The organism is Kordia zhangzhouensis (assembly GCF_001005305.1).
GTDB classification, from domain to species: domain Bacteria; phylum Bacteroidota; class Bacteroidia; order Flavobacteriales; family Flavobacteriaceae; genus Kordia; species Kordia zhangzhouensis.
Window position 1 is genome coordinate 44001 of record NZ_LBMH01000011.1, and the last position, 24981, is coordinate 68981.

The following is a 24981-nucleotide window of genomic DNA, read 5'->3' on the forward strand; positions in this document are numbered from 1 at the left end:
ACAATAGTGTTTTTCTTTTTCAATCATTGTATCTTAAAAATACAACTTTTTATATGAATCGTTGGTCGTGAATAAATTATAATCATTACGAAAATGTTTTCGTTTCATTAAGAAGAGGAAGAGTTGGAAAATATTGCTTAAAAGTCAGATGAATTGATTAATTTTAAGACCATTACCCATTATAAACCATTAAAAAGTCATTTAAAAAAGATCATGAAAGTACTTTTCTTTACCAAAGAATTTCCTCCTTATGTATATGGAGGAGCTGGTGTACATGTAGAATATCTAGCTGATGAATTAAAGGAATTGATGGAAGTAGAAGTGCGTAGTTTTGGTGATCAAAACACTCAAAATACACAGCTTACCATTCAAGGATTTTTAGGAAATCATAATGACTTTACTAAAACAGATAAAAAGTTACAACCCATATTCAATACGTTGCAAACCAATTTGCACATGAATGCACAAGCGATTGATGCAGATGTGGTACATTGTCATACGTGGTATGCACAGTTTGCAGGAATCATGGCAAAGCTTTGTTATGGAAAACCATTAGTCATTACGACACATTCATTAGAACCGTTACGTCCGTGGAAGCGTGAGCAACTAGGTCGTGGATACGATGCTTCTTCATGGATTGAAAAAACAGCAATCGAAATGGCAGATGCAATCATTGCTGTTTCTGAAGAAACCAAAGCAGACGTGCTCAAGCATTTCAATGTTCGTGAAGAAAACATACAAGTTATCTACAACGGAATCAATCTGCAGCAGTATCAATACACAAATCATACTAGCGTTTTAGAACGTTTTCAAATAGATACTTCCCAACCATATGTACTATTTGTAGGACGAATTACCCGTCAAAAAGGAATCATTCATTTGGTAAATGCCATCAAATATATTGACGAACATATACAAATTGTGTTATGTGCAGGTGCGCCAGATACAGAAGAAATTGCACTCGAAATGAAAGAAAGTGTGGATGCGGTACAACAAGTACGTGATAATGTATTTTGGATTGAAGAAATGTTACCCAAAGAAGACATAATTCAGCTGTATTCGCAAGCAACTGTATTTTGTTGTCCATCTATTTACGAACCGTTTGGCATTATCAACATAGAGGCAATGGCGTGTAAAACAGCAGTTGTAGCAAGTGCTGTTGGCGGCATCAAAGAAGTTGTAGTTCATAATGAAACGGGTATTTTGGTAGAAGTAGCTCAACAAAATACAGCTCCTTTTGAACCTATAGATGCAGCACAATTTTCAAAAGAACTAGCAGAAGGAATCAACAAAGTAGTTCGTAATCCTGAAATGAGAAATCGTATGGAAAAAGCAGGACGAAAACGTGTTGAAGACTTTTTTGACTGGAAAGCAATTGCCAAACAAACAGAAAACCTATACAAATCCATTATATAACACATCATGATAAACGATAAAGTACTTAGCATTATTCTTGGAGGCGGGCAAGGTTCACGCCTGTACCCACTTACAGCAGCACGTTCAAAACCAGCGGTTCCGATAGCAGGAAAATACCGATTGGTAGATATTCCAATTTCCAACTGTATCAATTCGGACATCAAGCGTATGTATGTGTTAACGCAATTCAACTCTGCTTCATTAAATAAACATATTTCCAACACCTATCGCTTTAGTTTTTTTAGTTCGGCCTTTGTTGACATTTTAGCTGCAGAACAAACTATTTCGAGTGATAAATGGTTTCAAGGAACTGCCGATGCTGTTCGCCAAAGTATGCATCATTTTTTAAAACATGATTTTGAATATGCACTGATTCTCTCTGGAGACCAATTATATCAGATGGATTTTAACGATATGATCCATCAACATGAAAAATCAGGAGCAGAAATTTCAATTGCAACCTTGCCTGTCAATGCGAAGGATGCAACATCATTTGGCATCATGAAAACCGATGAAGAAAATGTGATTACATCGTTTATAGAAAAACCTTCGGCAGAGGTGTTGCCCGATTGGACATCGGATGTGAGTGATGACATGAAAAGAGCAGGAAGAAAGTACTTAGCATCGATGGGAATTTATATTTTCAATCGTGATTTGTTGATTGCATTAATGGACAATCCAGATACAGTTGATTTTGGAAAAGAGATTATTCCGCAAAGTATTGACAAACATAAAACTGTAAGTTTCCAGTATGAAGGGTATTGGACAGATATTGGAAATATTGAATCTTTTTTTGAAGCCAATTTAGGGCTCACAGACGATATTCCTAAATTCAACCTCTACAATCAAAAACGACGTATTTACACCAATGCACGCATTTTGGCAACTTCCAAAATTTCGGGGACTACATTAAACAATACTGTCATTTCTGATGGTTGTATCATTCATGCATCCAAAATAGAGCGTTCTGTCATAGGAATTCGCTCCCGTATTGGAGACGATACAGTGATGATTAATACCTATATGATGGGAAATGATAGCTACGAATCGTTAGAAGAAATTGAAGAAAAAAAGATTGATATTCTAATGGGCATTGGCGAGCGTTGTTACATTAAAAACGCAATAATAGATAGAAATTGCCGCATTGGCGACGATGTAAAAATTAATGGAGGTAAACATGTCGCAAATACTGAAACAGACACCTATTTTGTAAAAGATGGTATTGTAGTTATCAAAAAAGGCGCAGTCATTCCCAAAGGGACGATTATTCAGTAGATAATAGGGTTCTTTGTTTTTAAGAAGTATGTAAGAACAAGGAATTGCTACTTGTATTATTGTTAACTCCAGTTATTTTTGTTCTTCTCCGCAATATGGACAGAAAGCAAACCCCTCATCCAATCGATTATTACAGTTTGAGCAAAGAGTTATTTGTTCAATTACAGACTTGAATGGAATACTCGTTTTAAATGTAAAGTCGTCTGGAATTTCTTTTAGAAAACTTGATTCGTTTCCTTTTTCGGTAATTAAAAACAAATCGTCTTTTGCTCTTGTAATGGCTACATAAAAAAGTCTTCTTTCTTCTTCAAGCAACAAATCGTGATTTGATTCCTTAATTACCTGATAAATTCTATCTTCCATCCAAATGTCAGGAAATCCGCCATTTCCTTCTGTTAGTCCAATAATAAACACAGCTTTTGCTTCAAGTCCTTTGGAAGCGTGAATGGTCTTGCCTGAAACAAATACTCTCTCTTGTTTAAACCGTTCAAAATACGAGCTATACATTTTACTTCTTCTATACAGAAATAATATATCCTCTTTTGTGTATCCTTTATCTTTTAGCTTGTTAACTTGGTCAAGTACGTATTCTATATTTTCAGCTTCATCTTTTCCTGCGTAAATATGAATTTTGCTACTTGACTTTTTGTTTGAACGAACATCTTTATCAACTTTGAATTTATTGTGTTTGATTACTTCGTTACTCGCACCGACAATATGTTCAGTACTTCTGTAATTCATACTCAATTTTATAGTTTCTGAGTTTTTAAAATGTTCTTTAAAATTTACAATGTAATCTACATTGGAACCTCTAAAGCCATAAATACTTTGCCAATCGTCTCCTACACAAAAAAGTTGGTTTTTGTCCGTTAGCAAAAGTTTGATAAGTTCTACTTGCAAATTGTTTACATCTTGAAACTCATCAACCAATATATATTCATATTTCCCTCTAAACTTTTCGGCTATTTCTTTGTGATTTTTAAATAGCGAAATGGTTTTTGTAATCATATCATTGAAATCGAGATATGATTTGTTTGTACAATAGGCTTGGTATTGTTCTATGATTGGTATTGCAAGTTTATAAAAATCCCGAACCCTTTCATGTTGGTCTTTCTGTGAATTTTCTAATACGGTTTTGGTTGAAATGTTTTCAACTTTTACCATATCAATTACTCGCATTGTTTGGCGTAAAAAGTCCTTGACTTCTTTGTGATAAGAGTTAAATTCTTCCTCGAAAGACAACGCTGTCGAAAAATGATAACTTGAAGGAAGTCTGTTTTTTACAATTCTTTCCAATGCCAAATTAAAAAGCGCAGTATCTTTTGTTTGGTGTTCAAATGTTTTTACTAGTAGTTTGTTTGCTTTGTTAAATTGTTGCTCTTTTCCATTCGTTGGATAACTTTTATTACTGACGTGTTCAATATACAAATTTGCTTCAGGAACGAAAAAGTCAGGTCTGAAATCAAAATCCCTAAAGTTTACTTTAGGTTCGTATTCAAATTTTATACTGTGGCGATATAACCAATCTGCAATGTATTGTTCCGATTTTGAACGGACTTTAGTTCCATTTAAGGTTGTGTAATACTTCCCATCTTTAGGTAAAGAAAGACGGTTGTCTTTTTCAATATGTATTTTATCAATCATATAATCCAATATATATCTTTTCAAATTGAGCAGATATTCGTTGGATTCGCAGTTTTCGATTAGGATTTTATGAACGACTTCAAAAGCTGTTTCAGTCGCAGAATATTTTGCAAATTCATCATTGGTTGCTTTTGTATCTCCAATTATTTTGAATTTATTGTCAAATTCATTTACTCCAAAATTCTTGATGATACTATAACAAAGGCTGTGAAAAGTCCTTAACGTTAAGTTGTCAATCCATTTATGCTTTTTTGTGAAAAAGTAACGTTCTGTGTCTTTCTCTTTGGCAGTTCTGTTTTTGTCAGCAAGAATTTCGGCATACTCTTCGGTATCGTCTGCTGAAATAATTAATCTGTCAAGCATTTCGTTGGCAGCATTTTTTGTAAATGTGATTGCCAAAATATTGCTTGGATTTACGCCTTTTTCTTCTATAAGATAGATTAGTTTTTGAAGTAGTGTTTTGGTTTTTCCCGAACCTGCACCCGCAAGAACGAGAAGTCGTTTACACTCGCTAACTACTGCTTGACGTTGTTTTTCATTAAGTCCGCTTAAATCGGTTTTGGTTTCTTGCATAATTTATTTTCTTCCAAAATCTGCTGGAATTTCGCCCCAAGCTTGAGTTTCCCACTTTAGAATTTCATTTTCAATTTGATTTTTCTCTAGCCATTTTACTGCTCTGTCCATAAGTTCAAATGACTTTGAGTTTCTTTCGTTTTTTTCAAGACTTGTTCTATAAGTCTTTCCTTTTACCCAACTTATTGCAGTTTTACTGTCCGTATAAATAGGTCTTCTATCATTAGTCTTTTTTAAGTGAGCAAGGGTATGAACTAATCCAAGAAATTCCCCAACATTATTTGTGGATTCATAGAGGGGACCAAAATGGAATATTTGTTTTTTTGTATTCGTATCAACGCATTGATATTCAACAATTCCTGGATTTCCACTACAAGCTGCATCAACCGAAACCGAATTTAAGTTAGGTTTTCCGATTAGTTCTAATTGTTCTTTGGATAATGTACTTTCAAATATGGTTTTTCCTTTATACTCATCATAATTTTCGGAAAATGCTTTTTTTGCTAATTCAAGTGTTGTAAAGGATTTATATTCTGCCCCTTTAAAACCGTGAATTGATTTTTTGCATTCTTCCCAAGATTCCAAAATTCCTGTTTTTGAACCTTTCCAAACAACGTAATATTTTTTCTTCTTTTTACTCAATTTTCTTTAGTAGGTAAAACTTGTATCACAACGTAATATATACATAGAATTCCTTATTTCATACTAAATCAGTTATATAACAGGAGCTCTTTTTATAAAAACTATGTATTATTTTTTCTAAAAGTAAAACAAAACTTACATATATGCAATGAGGTTTTCCGTAATGAAATATAAAAATTATAGTAAAAAGAAAATGTCAAGCAGTTTTTAAAAAACTTTAAAACTAGCAACTGTCAACTAAATGCTATATAAAAGAACCTGTTTATGGTTGTTTAGTAAATATAATAGGTTGTATAAGTAACTATAATAGGTTATCCAACCCATTACAATTGGTTGCATGTGGAAAATAATCTATAAGTAACCGTTTTTAATGACTTCATCGAGAGGTTCATACCTATCTTGAACTGCATATACGCAATCCAAAACTGCTTCGAGGTGGTTCTGAACTCCATATATTCGGTTCCGAACCAGATAAAAGCGGTTGTCTGAGAGGGGCTACCCCCTAAAAGAACCGTCTCGAAGGGGTTCCAAACCGAATAAAAGGGGGTATCCAAGGGGTTCTACCCCCAAAAGAACCACCTCGAAGCGGTTCAAGACCACCTCGAACCACTTCGCCGAGGGGTTGATACTTATCTTGAACCACATACAAGTAGTAAAGAACCACTTCAATGGGGTTTTTAACCCAATATATTTGGTTACAAACCAGATAAAAGCGGTTGCCTAAGGGGTATATTCCCTAAAAAGCGCTTCGAAAGGGTTCCGAACCAATTCGAGCCATTTTACTAAATGGAGGAATCGTATTTCAAAAACATAATTCGAAATTATGAATAAATCAACTTCGCAATCGTTGTAGTTTAAAAATCAATAAGATAATAATGAATTGACTATGTAAATTGCTGCTAATTTTAGTAATTTCGGAATCTATAACGCTAATAATTCCGAAAAATGCAAAACCAAAAACGTGTCGTAATCGACCACATTTCTCCACAACTAAATGGAGGTGAGTTTTTTATCAAGCGAATTGTCAACGAAATTGTTCATATAGAAGCACATGTGCTTGTAGATGGACATGATGTCATCGCCGCTTCTGTATTGTATAAACATGAAGATGAAAAACAATGGAGTGAAGTGCGTATGCAGGATAGCGGGAATGATGAATGGCAAGCTTCGTTTACAGTAACAAAACAAGGATTTTATAGTTATAAGGTACAAGGATGGGTAGATTATGCCTTGAATTGGCAACATGGTACAGAACGAAAAATCGATGATCAACAACATATTACTTCAGAGCTATTGGAAGGTGCAGAATTATTAAAACCATTACAAAAAGTAGTTTCTAAAGACGAGAAAGAATATTTGGGCGATTGTATTGATGCGTTTCAAGATCCTGCGCGTTATGAAGAAGCTGTTGCGTATGCTAAAAGTGAAGCACTACATAAAATTCTTTTACAGTACCCCGAAAAAAAATTAGCCAATGAATCAAGAGTGCTACAAGTATATGTAGATCGCAAAAAAGCACAATTCAGTACTTGGTATGAATTTTTTCCTCGTTCGGCTTCTGAAACGGAAGGGCAACACGGAACGTTTAAAGATTGTGAGCGTTTACTTCCTCGTGTAGCCAATATGGGATTTGACACACTCTATTTTCCACCAATTCACCCTATAGGCGAAGTAAATCGTAAGGGAAAAAATAATACTACAGAAGCTAAAAAAGGGGATGTAGGTTCCGCTTGGGGAATTGGTTCTAAGTATGGCGGACATAAAGACACGCATCCAGAACTAGGAACTATTAACGATTTTAAACGATTGGTCGCAAAAGCCAAAGAATTGGGGATTGAAATAGCGATGGACTATGCCTTGCAAGCAGCGCCCGATCATCCGTGGGTAACCTCGCATCCTGATTGGTTCAAATGGCGACCTGATGGAACGGTACAATATGCTGAAAATCCACCAAAAAAATACCAAGATATTTTGCCAATATATTGGGAAAGTGATGATTATAAAAACTTATGGAACGAATGTTTAGAAATTCTTTTTCACTGGATTGATTGTGGTATTCGTGTATTTCGCATCGATAATCCGCACACAAAACCATACTATTTTTGGAATTGGATTATTGCTGAAGTAAAGAAAAAATTTCCAGACGTACTCTTTCTTGCGGAAGCATTTACAAAACCAAAAGTAATGCAACAATTGGCTAAGCAAGGGTATACACAATCGTATACATACTTTACGTGGCGAAACAATAAGCATGAACTGATTGAGTATATGAATGAGCTCACACAAACTGATCAAAAAGAATACATGCGACCTAATTTTTGGCCGAATACGCCCGATATCAACCCATATCACTTGCAAGGAGCAAACGAATCTAAATACATTCAACGATATGCACTAGCTGCCACATTAAGTTCAAACATTGGAATTTACGGGCCTGTATTTGAGCAAATGATAGATGATGCCATTCCAGGCAAAGAAGAATACTACATGTCAGAGAAGTTTCAACTGTGCCACTATGACTGGTTTAAGGAAAACAAACTTACCACATTAATTTCGCGCATCAATCACATTCGACACGAACATGAAGCATTGCAACAAACCAATAATATTAAGTTTTGTCATATTGAAAATGATAACTTGCTAGGTTTTTACAAGTGGAATCAAGACAAAACAAGCGAATTGTTGATTATCATTAGTTTAGATCCTTACTATTCGCAACAAGGAACCCTGCAATTGCCGTTACACGAATTGGGAATTCACCAAGGACACAAAGTAGAAGTACACGATTTGGTAACCGGCAATAGTTACAATTGGTATGACGAATGGAACTATATAGAATTGCATCCTGCGTTGCCATTTCATATATTTAAAATTAAGAAATAATAGCACAGCTCATGGCTAAAAAAACCACCAAAACCAAACTGCCAGCACAGTACAAATTTGACGATGCTTGGGAAGAATTGTTAGAAAACAAAGACTTTGTCAAAGCATTTTTGTCGGATGTATTGGAAGAATATATAACCAAACAACGTTGGTATGGTGGAAAAGCGAGTAAACTAAAATACATTGAACTCTCAGAATATTTTCGCATTCAGCAACATGGCGAAGTGTACTACGGGTTAATACTAGAAGTGAACTTTAAAGAAGCGTTCTATCAGCATTACTTTTTGCCAATAGCGTTTGTGTCGGATGAAAGTTTTGCCAAGGAAGACCGTATTTTACCAATCAGCATCAAAAATCAAGAAGGATTTATCATTGACGCTACGAATCTTGAAGCATTTCGAAAACTTGTTTTTGAACGCATTCTCACCGCAATTCCAAACGATCAAACACGCGTGCAATATCATAAAAGTGCGCATTTTGATGATCAATACGAATCGTCGCGACCTATGGGATTGGAGCAAAGCAATACTTCTATCGTGTATAACGAAAAATACGTGTTGAAATTTTTCCGTAGAATTTATGCTAACAAAAATCCAGACTATGAAATGAGTCGTTTCTTGTCGGAAAAAAAACAATACAAAAACACGCCTGCCTATTTGGGAAGTGTGAGTATTGTAGATTCTGAAAAAGACAACATCACGATTGGACTCATGCAAGAAATGGTAAAAAATGAAGGCGATGCATGGGAATACATGTTAAAAGAATTACACAAGGTATTTCTAAATCTGGAATCAAAAAACATAGACATTGCTACCTTACCAGAAACAGAACTATTTGAACGATTGAGCATTCGTGATGTTTCTCCTCGAATTATTGATTGGGTAGGGCTCAACTTGTTCTTAAAAATTCAAACTTTGGCAAAGCGAACGGCTGAAATGCATATTGCTTTGGGAAGTGAGTTTGAAGAGACCGCCTTTACTCCAACACACTTTAATGGCGATTATACCGTATGGTTAAAAAATAGATTGCTCTATCAATTTCAAAACCGATTAAATACGGTAGAAAACAACTTGCACAAATTAGAAGGTTTGTCATTGCAATTGGCGCAACAGTTTTTAGACAATAAAAATATTATTCGTAAGCGTTTGGTTACGTTTGATTGGACAAAGTTGAAAGGGGAACGTATTCGAGTACATGGCGATTATCATTTAGGGCAAATCTTGGTAAAAGACGATGATTTTTACATTCTTGATTTTGAAGGAGAGCCTGAAAGTACCATTCGTGATCGCAAAGTAAAACAACCACCATTAAAAGATGTGGCAGGACTGTTCCGGAGTTTTCACTATGCAATTTATGCAACTATTTTTAATCATAATGACGAGTACAAACACTCGCAAGAAGAGCTGTTTGACGCAGGCGAGTTGTTATATACCTATTTTATAGGTGTATTTTTAAAAACCTACATTGCCAAAATTCAAAATGCAAACTTGAATATTGGTTACAACCAAGAACGCATCTTTTTACTAAAATATTCACTGCTCGAAAAAGCAATCTACGAACTTGGGTATGAACTCAATTCACGACCACGTTGGGCAGTCATTCCGCTGAAAGGCATCACAAACATTATCAATCACTAACTATGGCAAAAGTACTTCCGCACAGTTTATTTTCTGAATTTGACATCAATCTATTCAAAGCAGGACAACATTACAAACTCTATGAAAAGTTTGGTTCACACTTAATTACGGTTGATGGTGTTGAAGGAACCTATTTTGCAGTGTGGGCGCCAAGTGCCAAAACCGTTTCGGTGATTGGTGATTTTAATTATTGGATTGAAGGCGAACATCAACTCAATGTACGTTGGGACTCGAGTGGAATTTGGGAAGGATTCATTCCAAATGTTCAAAAAGGAGCAATCTACAAATACAAAATTCAGAGTCATCACGGCGATATCAAAACGGAAAAAGCAGATCCGTATGCACGTCGCTGTGAACATCCACCAAAAACGGCGTCGATTGTTTGGGATGCTGCGCATGATTGGAATGATGGCGATTGGATGAGCAAGCGTAAAAAGCACAATGCATTAGATGCACCATTTTCGGTATACGAAGTACATTTAGGTTCGTGGAAACGCAAGGCTGACAACGAATTTTTAAGCTATCAAGAATTGGCAGATGACTTAGTGAACTATGTAAAAGAAATGAATTTTACGCATGTAGAACTCATGCCTGTGATGGAATATCCGTACGATCCGAGTTGGGGCTATCAATTGACAGGATATTTTGCGCCAACCTCACGTTTTGGGAATCCGGAAGACTTTAAATTGTTGGTGGATACACTCCATCAAAACGATATCGGAATCATTTTAGATTGGGTACCGTCGCACTTTCCTGAAGATGCACACGGACTCGGTTTCTTTGATGGAACACATTTGTACGAACATCCAGACAAGCGCAAAGGATATCATCCTGATTGGAAAAGTTTGATTTTTAATTACGGGAGAAATGAAGTAAAATCATTCCTTATAAGCAATGCGATTTTTTGGTTGGAACACTATCATGCAGATGGTTTGCGGGTAGATGCGGTCGCGTCGATGTTATTTTTAGATTATTCTAGAAAAGAGGGTGAATGGGAACCGAATCAGTTTGGCGGACGCGAAAACCTAGAAGCCATTGCGTTTATGCGTGAAATGAATGAAGCCGTATACGCTATGTTTCCTGATGTACAAACCATTGCAGAAGAATCTACCTCGTTTCCTATGGTGTCACGACCAGCTAGTATTGGTGGACTCGGTTTTGGTATGAAGTGGATGATGGGGTGGATGCACGATACGCTTCAGTATTTTGCTAAAGAACCCATTTATAGAAAACACCATCAAAACGATTTAACGTTTAGCATGACCTATGCGTTTACGGAAAACTTTATGTTACCGTTATCACATGATGAAGTGGTGTATGGAAAACATTCAATTTTAGGGAGAATGCCGGGCGATGAATGGCAACGCTTTGCAAACATACGCTTGCTATATAGTTATATGTTTACACATCCAGGAACGAATTTGCTCTTTCAAGGAGCTGAATTTGGACAAAGTGAAGAATGGAACTTTCAACAAAGTCTCGATTGGCATTTGCTACAATACGACGTTCACAAAGGAGTACAAACACTTATAAAAGATTTGAACGCACTATATAAAGCTGAACCAGCGTTGCACGAAAAACAATTTACGGCAGATGGGTTTGAATGGATCGATTATAACGATGCAGAAAACTCGGTGTTGGTTTACATTCGTAAAGGAAAGAAACCTGAAGACGATTTGATTATTGCCTGTAATATGACACCAATTCCACGAGAAAACTATCGTATTGGTTTGCCGCAAAAAGGAATCTTAAAAGAAATTTTTAATAGTGATTTAACAAAATATGCAGGAACGAATGATTTCATCAACAAAAAAATCACTTCTGAACCTCAAGAATGGCAGTTTAGAAATCATTCGGGAACTATTAGCATTCCGCCATTAGGTATGGTCGTGTTGAAGTATGATTTTTAGACTTTAAGACGGTTAGAATCGTCACTGCGAGGAAACATGACGTGGCAGTCTCGTTATCAAACAACAGTTCCTTTATTTTGAAGTTAAAGTTTGTTTGGTCGCACTCGCTACTCGTAATGGCAAGTCAAATTCTCAAATTAACGAATTAAAAAAATATCTTTTCAATCCTTGAATCTTTCAATCTTTTAATTTCATAAAAAATAACCACCAACTATAACGTTATCGTTAATAAGTAGCTGATTGAAAGCTTTTAAATCTCTAAACTTTTACGTTTTTTTACAACTTATCTTAAAAATTGCAAGATGATTGTAAATACGGAGTTAGAAAATAAAGGAAATCAGTTTCCAACCAAAATAATAAACTTTAGAAAAGACGTTGATACGCTATATTTTTCAGCAGATAATGATGTTGTGTTGCAACTTCGTATTGTTCGAGATAGTGTACTGCGTTTTCGATATACGACGACAGGAACGTTTAAAAAAGATTTTTCCTATGCAATTACTAAATATGCAAGTACTGGATACAATCATTTAGAGATTAAAGAAGACGATGAAAAGTATATTGTTACTACGTCCAAATTGATCTGCCATATTTCAAAAGAAGATATGCGTGTACAATTGTATGACGCAAAAGATAATGTACTGGTCAATGAAGATGAACTAGGATTTCATTGGGAAGAAAGCTATGAGTTTGGCGGAAATATCGTAAAGATGAGCAAAACTGTGAATGAACGTGAAAGCTATTTCGGGTTGGGAGATAAGCCAGAACATTTAAACTTAAAAGGAAAGCGTTTTCAAAATTGGGTAACCGATTCGTATGCGTATGGCAGACATACCGATCCTATATACAAAGCAATTCCATTTTATACTGGGTTGCATCATAACAAAGCCTATGGAATTTTCTTCGATAATACCTTTAGAAGCTATTTTGACTTTGCGCACGAACGTAGAAATGTAACGAGTTTTTGGGCGCAAGGTGGCGAAATGAACTACTATTTCATTTACGGACCGCAAATGCAAGATGTGGTTGAAAATTACACGGATTTAACAGGTAAACCTCATCAATTGCCACCATTATGGGCGTTAGGATATCATCAATGTAAATGGAGCTATTATCCGGAAAGCAAAGTAAAAGAAATTACTCAAAAGTTTAGGGAGCTCCAAATTCCATGTGATGCTATTTATTTGGATATTGACTATATGGATGGTTTTCGTTGTTTTACATGGAACAAAGAACATTTTCCAGATCCGAAACGTATGGTCAAAGAACTGGCAGATGATGGTTTTAAAACCGTTGCGATTATAGATCCAGGAATTAAGATTGATAAAGAATATAGTGTGTTTAAAGAAGCGCTAGAAAAAGATTATTTCTGTAAGCGTGCTGATGGGCCTTATATGAAAGGGAAAGTGTGGCCAGGCGAATGTTATTTTCCAGACTTTACACGTCCAGAAGTGCGTGATTGGTGGTCAGGATTATTCAAAGAATTGATTGAAGATATTGGTATAAAAGGAGTATGGAATGATATGAATGAGCCTGCCGTGATGGAAGTGCCAAACAAAACATTTCCAGATGATGTACGTCACGATTATGATGGAAATCCTTGCAGTCACCGAAAAGCACACAATGTGTACGGAATGCAAATGGCAAGAGCAACATACCAAGGCTTAAAAAAATTCAACTATCCAAAGCGTCCATTTGTCATTACCAGAGCAGCATATTCGGGAACACAACGCTATACTTCAACATGGACAGGCGATAATGTAGCCACTTGGGAACATCTTTGGATAGCCAATGTGCAAGCACAACGCATGGCGATGTCTGGTTTCTCATTTGTAGGAAGTGATATTGGTGGGTTTGCCGAACAGCCTCAAGGGGAATTGTTTACACGCTGGATACAATTAGGCGTATTTCATCCGTTCTGTAGAGTACATTCTTCTGGAGATCATGGCGACCAAGAACCGTGGGCATTTGATGAAGATGTGACAGATGTCGTAAGAAAGTTTGTTGAATTGCGTTATCAATTATTACCGTATCTGTATACTGCATTTTGGAACTTGGTAGATCATGGAACACCATTACTGAAATCATTGGTAATGTTTGACCAAGAAGATCATCAAACGCATTATAGAACAGATGAATTTATTTTTGGAGATTCCATTTTGGTCTGCCCAATTCAAGAACCTAATGCCAAAGGACGTAGAATGTATATTCCGAGAGGAGAATGGTACAACTACTGGACAGATGAATTAGTAGAAGGAGGAAAAGAAAAATGGGTAGATGCTGAAATTGATAGTATGCCAATTTTTGTGAAAGCTGGTGCAATCATTCCAAAATATCCAATTCAACAATATGTAGGCGAAAAGAAGATTGAAGAAGTAACACTAGATGTGTATTATAAAGAAGGAAAAGAACTTTCTCAACTCTTTGATGATGCACACGATGGATATGATTATACAAAAGGGCGCTACAGTTTACGTACGTTCAAACTAACAGGAAAATCGAAAGAACTCATTATTCAACAGCACAAGGAAGGAAAGTACACTGCCGAATACGAAAAGTTCTGTATCAACTTGCATGGGTTGCCATTTGAAATTAAAGAGATTCAATTAGACAATGTGTCAGTTTCATTAGCAGACGTCAAAACAGCTTCTACAGGAGCTATGATTGTTGACAAAGATTTTTCGGAAATCCATATCATTGGATAGTTTATTAAAATCAAAATAATTAAGATATAAGAGTCATGACATATGTTGTGGCTCTTTTTTTTGAAAGTTTTTACAGCGACAATTTAAGATACAAAAATTCGTAATATCTGATTATCTACTGGTTCCACAGACTAATCTTCCAACAAGAACCGCTCAATTTTCTCAATTACTTTTTTATTTCCAAGAATTCTTCGGTGTCCCAACCCTTCTGTTATATGAATGGTCCCATTAGGCAAAGCGTCGTATATAGAATGGGCACAATTGATGTGTACATCCGCATCATTTTTATCGTGTACAACAAACGTTGGAATCTGTACATTTTTAGCTGAATAACTCGCAGATAGTGCATTAATATCACCTCCAAACTTTTCGTCTAAAATAGTTTTCATCTTTTTTGCAACAATGGGTTTAAGAGTCAATGCTTCAATAAAGTGTTGGATGATATCTGTAATAATATCTGCAGCGCCAATTGTGACCAATTTTTTCACATTCACACGTTCACTGATGGCATTTAGTAATGACATGCCGCCCAAACTATGACCAATTGCAAATTCGAAAGGTCCGAACTGTTGATCAATTTCATGAATAGCCGCAATAAACTCAAGTAATGACGTGGTACTTCCTTTTGCTTTTCCATGTGCAGGCGCATCAAAACTAATGGTTTGATATCCCAATTTCACAAAGTGGTCTGCAATTTTAACCAATTGGGTTCCGCGTCCACTCCAGCCGTGCGCTAATAAGATTTTCTTATCACTAGTTCCGTAGCTATATACAACTACTTCTTTGTTAATTTTTGGAATCAAAACACTATTTTGTTTAGATTCTATATCCATATGAAACTCACGCTTAGGCATTGTATGTTTAATAGGCGTAATAAATAAGCGTTGCGCATATTTGGCAGCAAGTGAGGTAGAAAAAGTTTGTAAAAAACGTCCTGTATATACAATTGGTTTTGGTACTTGTACACTAGGTTCAACAGGGAGATATTCTTTTTTAGAATTCATAAGTAGGATGCTATGGCTAAGATTTTTCAAAATTGCTATTTTTTTTTGAGTTAAAGAAATAGATGAATTGGTTTAAGAAGATGTTTGATAATTCCGTAAATTTGAGCAACAATAAATACTACAGAATAAAAACCCTTAAAAGTAAGTTTATGAAGAAAGCAATATTTCTGTCAATTTTTATATTGATATTGTCCTGTGCCACGAATCCTTTTACTGGAAAAAAGACTTTAGCTTTTGTCCCTAATTCTCAATTGTTTCCAACAGCTTTTGCGCAATACGACCAGTTTTTAAGTGAAAATAGTGTTGAAAAAGGAACGTCGAGAGCCGAAATGATTAAAAGAGTAGGTGAGCGTATAGCAGTTGCTGCCGAACGTTGGTTGGACGCTAATGGACAACAAGGTTATTTGAAAGATTACAAGTGGGAATACAACCTTGTAGTTGATGAAACCGTAAATGCTTGGTGTATGCCAGGAGGTAAAATCGTTTTTTATACAGGAATTTTAGATGTTGCACAAAATGAAACAGCAGTTGCTGCTATAATGGGGCACGAAGTGTCACATGCATTGGCTAATCACGGTCAGCAACGTATGAGTGCAGGAATGTTACAACAATTAGGAGCAGTAGGAGGTAATATTTTAATTAAAGACGACCAATCTAGAGCGGCTTTCAATCAATATTATGGAGTTGGATCGACTGTATTAGGCGTATTACCTTTTAGTAGAAAACATGAAAATGAAGCTGATAAGATTGGAATCTATTTAATGGCAATAGCGCGTTACAACCCTGATGAAGCTGCTGAACTATGGAAACGAATGGGAGCTAGAAGCAGTGGGCAAGCACCGCCAGAGTTTTTAAGTACGCATCCATCTAGTGAAACGAGAGTTAAAAATTTACAAGAAGAAGCTGCCAGAGCCAAAGAAGAAGCTAGAAAATTTGGTGTAACCTCATACAGACCGTTAGGTAAATTTTAATTTAACATACAATCAAAAATAAATCTGTATTTTAGAAGCCGTCCATGAAGGACGGCTTTTATTTTTATATTATGGGGAAAAAACGATTACAAAAAGGCGATATGAAACTTATCAATGCTTGGGCATTTTATGACTGGGCAAACTCTGTATATTCGCTTGTTATCAGTACAGCTGTATTTCCTATTTACTATGCAACAATTACAGGTAGTTTTGCGACACGAAGATTAAAAGAAAATCTTACTTCTTTAGATGCTGATTGGAATATGTTACAACTATATGATTATGCAACAGCTTTTTTCAATTATAAAATCTCTTTTTTAGGAACCGATTGGACACCTGCTACATTATACAACTATACGATTGCTTTTTTTATGGCAATCGTGGCTATTACATCGCCTATTCTGTCTGGTATTGCTGACTATTCTGGAAGTAAGCTCAAATTCTTAAAGTTCTTTTGTTTATTAGGCTCACTTTCTATCATGGGCTTGTTCTTTTTTGAGGACGAATCCACACTTTGGGTAGGTATTTTATTAACTATTACTTCTGGAATTGGCTTCTGGGGAAGTATAGTGTTTTACAATGCCTATTTGCCCGAGGTAGCACATCCTGAACAGCAAGATGCCGCTAGTGCCAAAGGATTCATTATGGGATATATTGGGTCAATCATTTTATTGGTACTTTGTTTAGTAATCATCATGAATCCAGGGTTGGTAGGTTTGGAAGAAGGTACGCTGCCAACGCGAATTTCTTTTGTAGTAGTAGGACTGTGGTGGTTAGGTTTTGCACAAATTACCTATCGCAGACTGCCAAATAATGTGCATCAGCGAACACCGCAAAAAGGATATTTAACAAGTGGGTTTAAGGAGTTGAGAAAAGTTTGGGACGAATTGATTGATTATCCGCAACTACGCACTTTTTTAATATCATTTTTCTTTTTCAGTGTGGGTGTACAAACCATTATTTACATGGCAGGAATCTTTGGGAGTTCAGAATTAGGACTGCCTACGACTAATTTGATTGGCGCTATATTGTTGGTGCAATTTGTGGCTATTTTTGGAGCTTATATTTTTTCGAGAGTTTCGAAGAACTATGGAAACCTTACAGCATTAAAAATAACGATTGTGATATGGGGATTGGTATGTTTTGTTGCGTTTTCGCTAGATAAATCTCAAGAAAATATAGAGCTTTATTTTTATGCATTGGGCGGATTGATAGGGTTGGTATTAGGAGCTATCCAATCTTTAGCACGTTCCACCTATTCTAAATTGTTGCCAGAAACAGAAGATACTGCAACGTATTTTAGTTTTTATGATGTTACTGAAAAAGTAGCCATAGTGTTAGGAATGGTCGTTTTTGGAGCTTTAAATGCTTTGACGGGCTCTATGCAATGGTCTGTACTATTTTTAGCAATCTTTTTCTTGATTTCGTTTATAGTATTGACTATGATTAAAAAAACGAAGTACGTTCAGTAATACTTTTTAAACAGGTTCAGATACATTTGAAAGAATCACTTCGATAAAGCATTCGCTTTGTGGTCAATTTGATGGACAATTCCTTTAAGCATTTTGGGAACTATCAATTTATGAAACGGCTTTACAGGTAGGAAATACAATTTTCCAAACCAATTATTAAATGTTACAGTAGTAGATATAGTTAGTTTTTTTTCAGTAACATTGTCCGCATTACTGTCTTTTAATAAAGAAATTCTAAAGTTTAGATGTTTGTCATCTTCTCCCATAATGACTTCATTGGCATTGGTGTGATACACTTTAAAAAGACCAATTCTTTCTCCAGGTTTGCATTGAAAATTGTGAAGTATTCTTTCTCGATCCTGTGTTTTGTTAGGAGTTTTAAGTCCAAAAATGGAAACAATTTTATTGCGTATGCTAAACAATGTTTCGGTCCATTTTGGAGTTCCATTAAAAAAAGCGATAGCTATATCCTTTGAACTAATTTGGTTAAGAGGATCGTGATATATTGTTTGAAAGCTATCAACATATTCAAAATTAGAGTTGTTTAATATGGATTCTTTGGGTAAGGATACTTTTTTTGTTTTCATCAAAAAGGTTCATAAATGACACAACAATTGTTCATGCAAAAAGTCTGTATAAAGCTACCTTAATCTACAATAATATCAAAAGGAAAAAGGATATTTATGATAGCGTTTTATAGTAAAATATCAATGTTGTTTTTGGTATAAAAACTTGTCAAGATTGCAGTAAATTTTCACATGTTTTAATTCAGCGTTGTATCTTGTGCTAGTAGGAATAAAGGAAAGACAGAAAACTACCATGAATAGAAATCATTAAAACATTTCGACGAAAGTGTAGGAGTATTTTAAATCTCGATTATCGAGTAAATATGAAATTTTTAGAAATGAATTTGCATTCCCCCAAAACGTCACAAATTACAAAGCGTCATACACTTGAAACCCTTGTAAACAAAGGTTTTGCAAAGTATGTAAAAAAGCTCAGCAAGTTTTTGATAAAACCTGCTGAGCTTTTGGTCATTTCTTGCTGAGGTTTTACTCAAAACCTCAGCAGCTTTTTTTGACGTCTTACGTTGAATGTATTTTTATCGCTTTTTAATTTGCAGAAATACTTCCAGATCCAGAAACTTTTGTGTCTTCTTTACTTGGATTTCCTTTATAAGTAATATCTCCAGAACCTGCCACGCGCGCTTTTAAATTATCTGTTACATTCACTCGAATATCTCCAGAGCCAGCCAAACTTACTTCTGCATTTCTAGCTTGAAGTTTGTAAGCATGAATATCTCCAGAACCTGCCAATTTAATTTCTGCTTCGTCAGCATTTCCACGAGCTGTCATATCTCCAGAACCTGATACTGCCATTTTTAGTTTTCGGGCATCAACATCAATAATAATGTCACCAGAACCCGCAAGTGCCATGTTAAACTCATTAGCCTTAATGACATCTTTTGTATATACATCACCAGAACCTGCTAAAGCAACCGTGCTAATTTCCTCAAAAGGAACTGTGATAAGTAATTTTTTACCATTACTTACACGTAAGTTATAGCCTTTTTTTACTTTAATTTTTAATTTGTCGTCTTTTACTTCGGTTTCAATGTATTCTAAAAGATTAGATTCTCCATGTAACGTAATACGACCTTCGGTACCTGCTACTAGCTCTACATCAAAAGAGCCTGCAACACTAACAACATCATAATCAGAAGTAGTTCGAGTGATTGTTGTCATGTTTCCATTTCCTTTAATTTTTTTTCCTTTTCCCCAGCCCCATTGAGCGTGTGAAACAGTGGTTGCTAATAAAAGCGCTACGATAAATACTGTTGTTTTTTTCATGATGTTTCTTTTTTTAAGTCTGTTTGTTTTTTGATGATATGTGTATTAAAGTTTTTCAAATCGAACACTTCCGTATTCAGAATCGATAGTGATATTGTTATTACTTTTGCTACTTCCGTAATGCCCTACATAATAACGTTCTCCATCTTCAACTCGTTTTTTGTTAAAAGAAAAATCTTCTTCTCCTTTTATGCTAGCGTATTCTAAAATCAATTCAAAATTGAAGTAGTATTGTGGTTGATAGCCTATTTTAATACCTGCATATTCAGATTCAATACGAATATTTCCTGCATCTTTGGTCATTTCTGCAATTTTGATAGAACCATAATCTGCTACAATTTCAACGTTTCCGGTAATAGTCCCTAAACGAAGAGATAAATAATCACCTGTGCCATTTACGTGATTGGCTTTGTCAATTTGCAAATTGTTATAGTCGCAATTGTATTCTATATTTCTAACTGTGCCAAAGCGTGATTTCGTATAATCTGCATTCAATCGAATATCTTCTGCGGTATGAATCATAAAAGAGGAATAATCTGCATTAATCTTTCCACTTTTCATAGAAGCAACTGTTACAGTACTAGTAGAGTAGTCAAAGTTCAATGTGTTGTGATCTGCAAGTAATTCTCCAATTTCCATTGTTCCATAATCGCAACTTAGAGTAGCTCTATTTTCAGCACGGTCTAAGAAAATAGCGCCATAATCATTGGAAATATTTAACTCATTTCCTTTAGGAAACTTAATAGTATAGTGTACAGTCATACGGATTTTAGAATTGTTATTCCATTTCCACCATTTTTTAGAACCTGTATTAAAATTGGTCTTAGCACTTACCATTGAAGCAGAATTTTCAAAATCAACGTCAATTTGTGATAAACGCTCGGCTACTTTACTTTCAGAATTTCCATTGGTTTTGATAGTCACTTCAATCGCCACTGTATTTTTGTCCCAAGAAGTCAGTTGAATATTTCCATAACTGCTCGATACTTTTAGCAACGCATCTGAATTAACAGAAAACTCTTTAGTAATGGTTTTTTCTTTAGTATATTTTCCAGTAAAATCATTGTCACCATTACTTCCTAATAATAGAAAAGGTAATAATACACTACAGATTATTAGTTTATATAATTGTTTGTTCATTTTTAAATAATTTTAATTCATCGATTTGAGTGAGTACACTTTCTACAAGATCAATCCGTAATTGGAAATTAATGACCATTGCATGTAAAATTCGCTTGTCTTCACCGCGTTCAACGAGTTGTTTTTTTAGGTTATTATAGTCTTTTTCAAGTCGCTCTAGTTGTATCAAAGCATCTTGAATAATTTCTTTAGTATCTTCATTTTCAGCTGCTTTTACTTTAGCGATTTCTTTTTCTAACAAAGAAGCAAAATATACTTGTGATTTTTGTACTTCTGGCGAAAGTGTAACGTTTGTTTCTTCTGCAGAAGTGTTCAAATTGATTCCAATTAAAATTCCAAGACTTACCAAAATCACACAAGCGGCAGCCATTTGTTTCCACCAAGTAAATAAAACTACAGGTTTTGAAGCTTCTTTCTTAGCCCCAGCTTGCTGTTGCTGAATTTTTGCTAAGAAACGATTTTGATGTCCCATGTGTGGTATTTCAATATCAAAATCGTTTTGCAAGCGTTCAAACAAATTTGTAATGTTGTCTTTCTCTTTCATACGTATACTTCTAGTTTTCGTCTCAAACTTTCTTTGGCTCGCGAAATGGTCGTTCTACAACTTGCGTAGCTTATATCAAGTATTGAGCAGATTTCCTCATAATCATAGCCTTCAATTAAATGTAAGGTCAAAGAAACTCTGTAATTGTCTTTCAGTGTTTTCAAAGTTTGCAATACTTTTTGAGCCTGTAAGCTTGTAAACTCTTCATCCGAAGCAATTCCTTCATTATCTTCGACCTTATGTAATAAAGTATCGATAGGAACTTCTTCTTTTCGCTGTTGTTTTTTGTACAAATAAATACTGCGATTCACTACGATTTTTTTTAGCCATGCACCGAAGGAAACTTCTTCGCTAAAAGAATCTAGCTTGGTAAAAGCGCTTAAAAAAGCTTCTTGCATAGCATCTTCAGCTTCTGCGCTATCTTTTAAAATACGAAATGCAGTATTGTACATCGCATGATAATAACGATTGTATACTTCCATTTGCGCAGCTTGATTTCCTTCCTTGCACAACGTAATGAGTTGTTCAGTATGTAACTTTTGGTGGCTCAAAAAGTTTAGTTTATTGTAAAGAGTAATGAGAAATTGAATTGTTACACTTTAGCCTAAAAATATTTAATATTTATTATTTTTTAGGTCTTTTGAGGAGAAAGCTTGGCATAGGAATTGTCTTAAGAATAGTGAAAAATATGTCTAGATTAAGGCTTTTGGCTGATTTTGAGCATATTTGCAAACATAAAGAATAAATAAAATGATAGATCTTATTCTGTTAATATGACAGAATGACTTAGAATATACCTATGAGCGAAACGAAATTTTTAAATATAGACAGTTTGTCATTTCAATCTATTGACGAAGATGCAGAATTAATTCCGTTAATGACACCTGAAGATGAAGAAGAAATTAATAGGGAAGAATTACCTAAAATATTGCCGATATTACCATTGCGCAATACGGTATTGTTTCCAGGTGTAGTGATTCCGATTACGGCAGGAAGAGACAAATCCATTCAACTAATCAAAGATGCCAACAACGGCGGAAAAGTAATTGGAGTAGTTTCTCAAAAAGACGAAGACGTCGAAAATCCTACCTTAGAAGATATCAATACCTTAGGAACAGTTGCACGAATTTTACGGGTTTTGCAAATGCCTGATGGAAACACTACTATCATCATTCAAGGAAAAAAGCGTTTTGAAATTGACGAAATGTTACGGGAAAATCCATACATGGAAGCCACCGTACGGGAAGTGCCTGAAACACGACCAATTCCGTCCGATGATGAATTTGGTGCTATTTTAGACTCAATTAAAGAGTTGGCACTGCAAATTATTAAGGAAAGTCCAAACATTCCTTCGGAAGCTTCTTTTGCAATTAAAAATATTGAAAGTTCTTCGTTTTTGATCAATTTTATTTCCTCAAACATGAACTTGACAGTCAAGGAAAAGCAAGGATTATTGGCAATTCCAGACTTGAAACAACGCGCTTTAGCAACTTTGAAGTTCATGAATTTGGAAAAGCAAAAGCTTGAAATTAAGAATGATATCCAATCAAAAGTTCGTAACGATCTCGATCAGCAACAGCGTGAATATTTCTTGCATCAACAAATGAAAACCATTCAAGAAGAATTGGGTGGAGGTGTTTCGTATGAGCAAGAAGTAGAGGAAATGCGTATTCGCAGTAAAAAGAAAAAGTGGGACGAAAAAGTAAAAAAACACTTTGACAAAGAACTTGCAAAAATGCAGCGAATGAACCCGCAAGTTGCAGAATATTCAATTCAACGAAATTATTTGGAGCTATTTTTAGATTTACCTTGGAATGAGTTCAGCAAAGATAAATTTGATCTTAAAAAAGCACAAACAATTTTAGATAGAGATCACTCTGGGTTGGAAGATGTAAAAAAACGTATCATTGAGTATTTGGCAGTACTCAAACTTCGAAATGATATGAAATCGCCTATTCTTTGTTTATACGGACCTCCTGGTGTAGGAAAAACATCTTTGGGAAAATCAATAGCTGAAGCATTAGGTAGAGAGTATGTGCGTATTTCTTTAGGTGGATTACGAGACGAAGCAGAAATCAGAGGTCATCGTAAAACTTATATTGGGGCAATGCCTGGTCGAATTATTCAAAGCTTAAAAAAAGCGGGCACTTCCAATCCTGTATTTGTATTGGATGAGATTGATAAATTATCAAGCAGTCATAATGGCGATCCTTCATCTGCGATGTTAGAAGTATTAGATCCAGAGCAGAATACCGAATTCTATGATAATTTCTTAGAAATGGGATACGACTTATCAAAAGTCATGTTTATAGCTACTGCCAATAGTTTAAGTACCATTCAACCAGCATTGCGTGATCGAATGGAAATTATCAATGTAACAGGATATACGACAGAAGAAAAAATAGAAATTGCTGGGAAACATTTGTTAGGAAAGCAATTAAAAGAACATGGACTAACAAGTAAAGATCTTAAAATAGAAAAGAAGCAACTAGAAAAAATCATTGAAGGATACACGCGTGAAAGTGGTGTTCGTGGATTGGAAAAGCAGATTGCAAAAATGGTACGCTATGCTGCAAAATCTATAGCGATGGAAGATGCATATGAGAAAAAAGTAACTAATAAAATTGTTGAAGAAGTACTTGGTCCTCCAAAACTTGAACGTAATAAATACGAAAATAATGATGTAGCAGGTGTGGTTACAGGATTGGCATGGACAAGTGTTGGTGGAGATATCTTGTTTATAGAATCAACTCTATCAAAAGGGAAAGGGAATTTGACCATTACTGGAAATTTAGGAAAAGTAATGAAGGAATCTGCAACAATTGCTATGGAATATATAAAATCTAATGCAGATATGTTAGGTGTTGAGCCAGAAGTATTTTCCAAATACAATGTACATATTCACGTACCTGAAGGAGCTACTCCAAAAGACGGACCAAGTGCAGGGATTACAATGTTGACTTCTTTAGTGTCGTTATTTACACAAAAAAGAGTGAAAAAAGATATTGCAATGACAGGAGAAATTACGCTAAGAGGAAAGGTGTTGCCTGTTGGAGGCATCAAAGAAAAGATTTTGGCAGCCAAACGAGCAGGTATCAAGGAGATAATTTTATGTGAACAAAATGAACGTGATATCTTGGAAATCAAACCATCATATTTAAAAGGTGTAACATTTCATTATGTTTCAGAAATGAGTGAAGTAGTCAAACATGCAATTACAGATGAGGATGTAAAAAATCACAAAGAATTGTAATTCATAAAGAATCTTTGTTTAATAAAATACAAAGCGTTTTATAGAAGTTTCTGTTAGCTACT

At 35.2% G+C, this 24981-nt stretch carries 17 protein-coding genes; 9 read left to right on the forward strand and 8 right to left on the reverse strand.

Translation table 11 applies throughout. The features are described 5' to 3' along the window. The first annotated feature begins 213 nt into the window (after positions 1-213). Both glgA and AA088_RS14685 read left to right on the forward strand, forming a co-directional pair. On the forward strand, positions 214-1416 hold the full coding sequence (gene glgA / locus AA088_RS14680; RefSeq protein ID WP_046745785.1) for a glycogen synthase: 1203 nt from the start codon (positions 214-216) through the stop codon (positions 1414-1416). Between the two features lie 6 nt (positions 1417-1422). After that, a complete protein-coding gene (locus AA088_RS14685) occupies positions 1423-2691 on the forward strand; it encodes a glucose-1-phosphate adenylyltransferase (protein WP_046745786.1) in 1269 nt (422 codons plus the stop codon). Between the two features lie 72 nt (positions 2692-2763). On the opposite strand, the gene AA088_RS14690 is transcribed toward AA088_RS14685, so the two are convergent. Together AA088_RS14690 and AA088_RS14695 are read right to left on the reverse strand one after the other, a co-directional pair. Continuing rightward, positions 2764-4908, reverse strand: coding sequence for a UvrD-helicase domain-containing protein (locus AA088_RS14690; RefSeq protein ID WP_064972172.1), 2145 nt, complete (start codon positions 4906-4908; stop codon positions 2764-2766). 3 nt (positions 4909-4911) lie between these two features. Continuing rightward, the gene (locus AA088_RS14695; RefSeq protein ID WP_046745787.1) at positions 4912-5550 is read right to left on the reverse strand and encodes a ribonuclease H1 domain-containing protein; all 639 of its coding nucleotides are present in this window, start codon (positions 5548-5550) and stop codon (positions 4912-4914) included. A gap of 945 nt (positions 5551-6495) precedes the next feature. Here AA088_RS14695 and AA088_RS14700 point away from each other — a divergent pair. The 4 genes from AA088_RS14700 to AA088_RS14715 all read left to right on the forward strand — a co-directional run bounded on the left by AA088_RS14700 (position 6496) and on the right by AA088_RS14715 (position 14685). Next, positions 6496-8433, forward strand: a complete 1938-nt coding sequence (locus tag AA088_RS14700; protein ID WP_046745788.1) for an alpha-1,4-glucan--maltose-1-phosphate maltosyltransferase — start codon at positions 6496-6498, stop codon at positions 8431-8433. A gap of 11 nt (positions 8434-8444) precedes the next feature. Then, positions 8445-10070 (forward strand): phosphotransferase, encoded by a 1626-nt coding sequence (locus tag AA088_RS14705; protein WP_046745789.1) that lies wholly within the window; start codon positions 8445-8447, stop codon positions 10068-10070. A 2-nt stretch (positions 10071-10072) separates the two neighbouring features. Next, the gene (gene glgB, locus AA088_RS14710; protein WP_046745790.1) at positions 10073-11980 is read left to right on the forward strand and encodes a 1,4-alpha-glucan branching protein GlgB; all 1908 of its coding nucleotides are present in this window, start codon (positions 10073-10075) and stop codon (positions 11978-11980) included. A 302-nt stretch (positions 11981-12282) separates the two neighbouring features. Continuing rightward, positions 12283-14685, forward strand: a complete 2403-nt coding sequence (locus AA088_RS14715) for a glycoside hydrolase family 31 protein (protein ID WP_046745791.1) — start codon at positions 12283-12285, stop codon at positions 14683-14685. A 131-nt stretch (positions 14686-14816) separates the two neighbouring features. Here the strand turns inward: AA088_RS14715 and AA088_RS14720 are convergent, their stop codons facing one another. Continuing rightward, entirely contained in the window at positions 14817-15689 is an 873-nt protein-coding gene (locus tag AA088_RS14720) for an alpha/beta hydrolase (protein ID WP_046745792.1), read from the reverse strand. 149 nt (positions 15690-15838) lie between these two features. On the opposite strand from AA088_RS14720, the gene AA088_RS14725 reads away from it, so the two are divergent. Continuing rightward, the gene (locus AA088_RS14725) at positions 15839-16660 is read left to right on the forward strand and encodes a M48 family metallopeptidase (protein WP_046745844.1); all 822 of its coding nucleotides are present in this window, start codon (positions 15839-15841) and stop codon (positions 16658-16660) included. Positions 16661-16704: 44 nt separating this feature from the next. Beyond that, positions 16705-18132, forward strand: coding sequence for an MFS transporter (locus AA088_RS14730; RefSeq protein ID WP_241483426.1), 1428 nt, complete (start codon positions 16705-16707; stop codon positions 18130-18132). 35 nt (positions 18133-18167) lie between these two features. Here the strand turns inward: AA088_RS14730 and AA088_RS14735 are convergent, their stop codons facing one another. From AA088_RS14735 to AA088_RS14755, 5 genes are all read right to left on the reverse strand, one after another. Beyond that, positions 18168-18719 carry a DUF2867 domain-containing protein gene (locus tag AA088_RS14735; protein ID WP_046745794.1) on the reverse strand — a complete coding sequence of 184 codons (552 nt, stop codon included), beginning with the start codon at positions 18717-18719 and terminating at the stop codon, positions 18168-18170. A gap of 525 nt (positions 18720-19244) precedes the next feature. Beyond that, complete coding sequence (locus AA088_RS14740) at positions 19245-19982, reverse strand: GIN domain-containing protein (protein ID WP_046745795.1); 738 nt, start codon at positions 19980-19982, stop codon at positions 19245-19247. A 45-nt stretch (positions 19983-20027) separates the two neighbouring features. Beyond that, the gene (locus AA088_RS14745; RefSeq protein ID WP_046745796.1) at positions 20028-21122 is read right to left on the reverse strand and encodes a hypothetical protein; all 1095 of its coding nucleotides are present in this window, start codon (positions 21120-21122) and stop codon (positions 20028-20030) included. Next, a complete protein-coding gene (locus AA088_RS14750) occupies positions 21103-21666 on the reverse strand; it encodes a hypothetical protein (RefSeq protein WP_046745797.1) in 564 nt (187 codons plus the stop codon). The genes AA088_RS14745 and AA088_RS14750 overlap by 20 nt, the downstream gene beginning before the upstream one ends. Further along, positions 21663-22217: an RNA polymerase sigma factor gene (locus AA088_RS14755; RefSeq protein WP_046745798.1), complete on the reverse strand. Its 555-nt coding sequence runs from the start codon at positions 22215-22217 to the stop codon at positions 21663-21665. Before AA088_RS14755 ends, AA088_RS14750 begins: the two co-directional genes overlap by 4 nt. 248 nt (positions 22218-22465) lie before the next feature. On the opposite strand from AA088_RS14755, the gene lon reads away from it, so the two are divergent. Next, positions 22466-24919, forward strand: a complete 2454-nt coding sequence (lon, locus tag AA088_RS14760; protein WP_046745799.1) for an endopeptidase La — start codon at positions 22466-22468, stop codon at positions 24917-24919. The last annotated feature ends 62 nt before the right edge of the window (positions 24920-24981 follow it).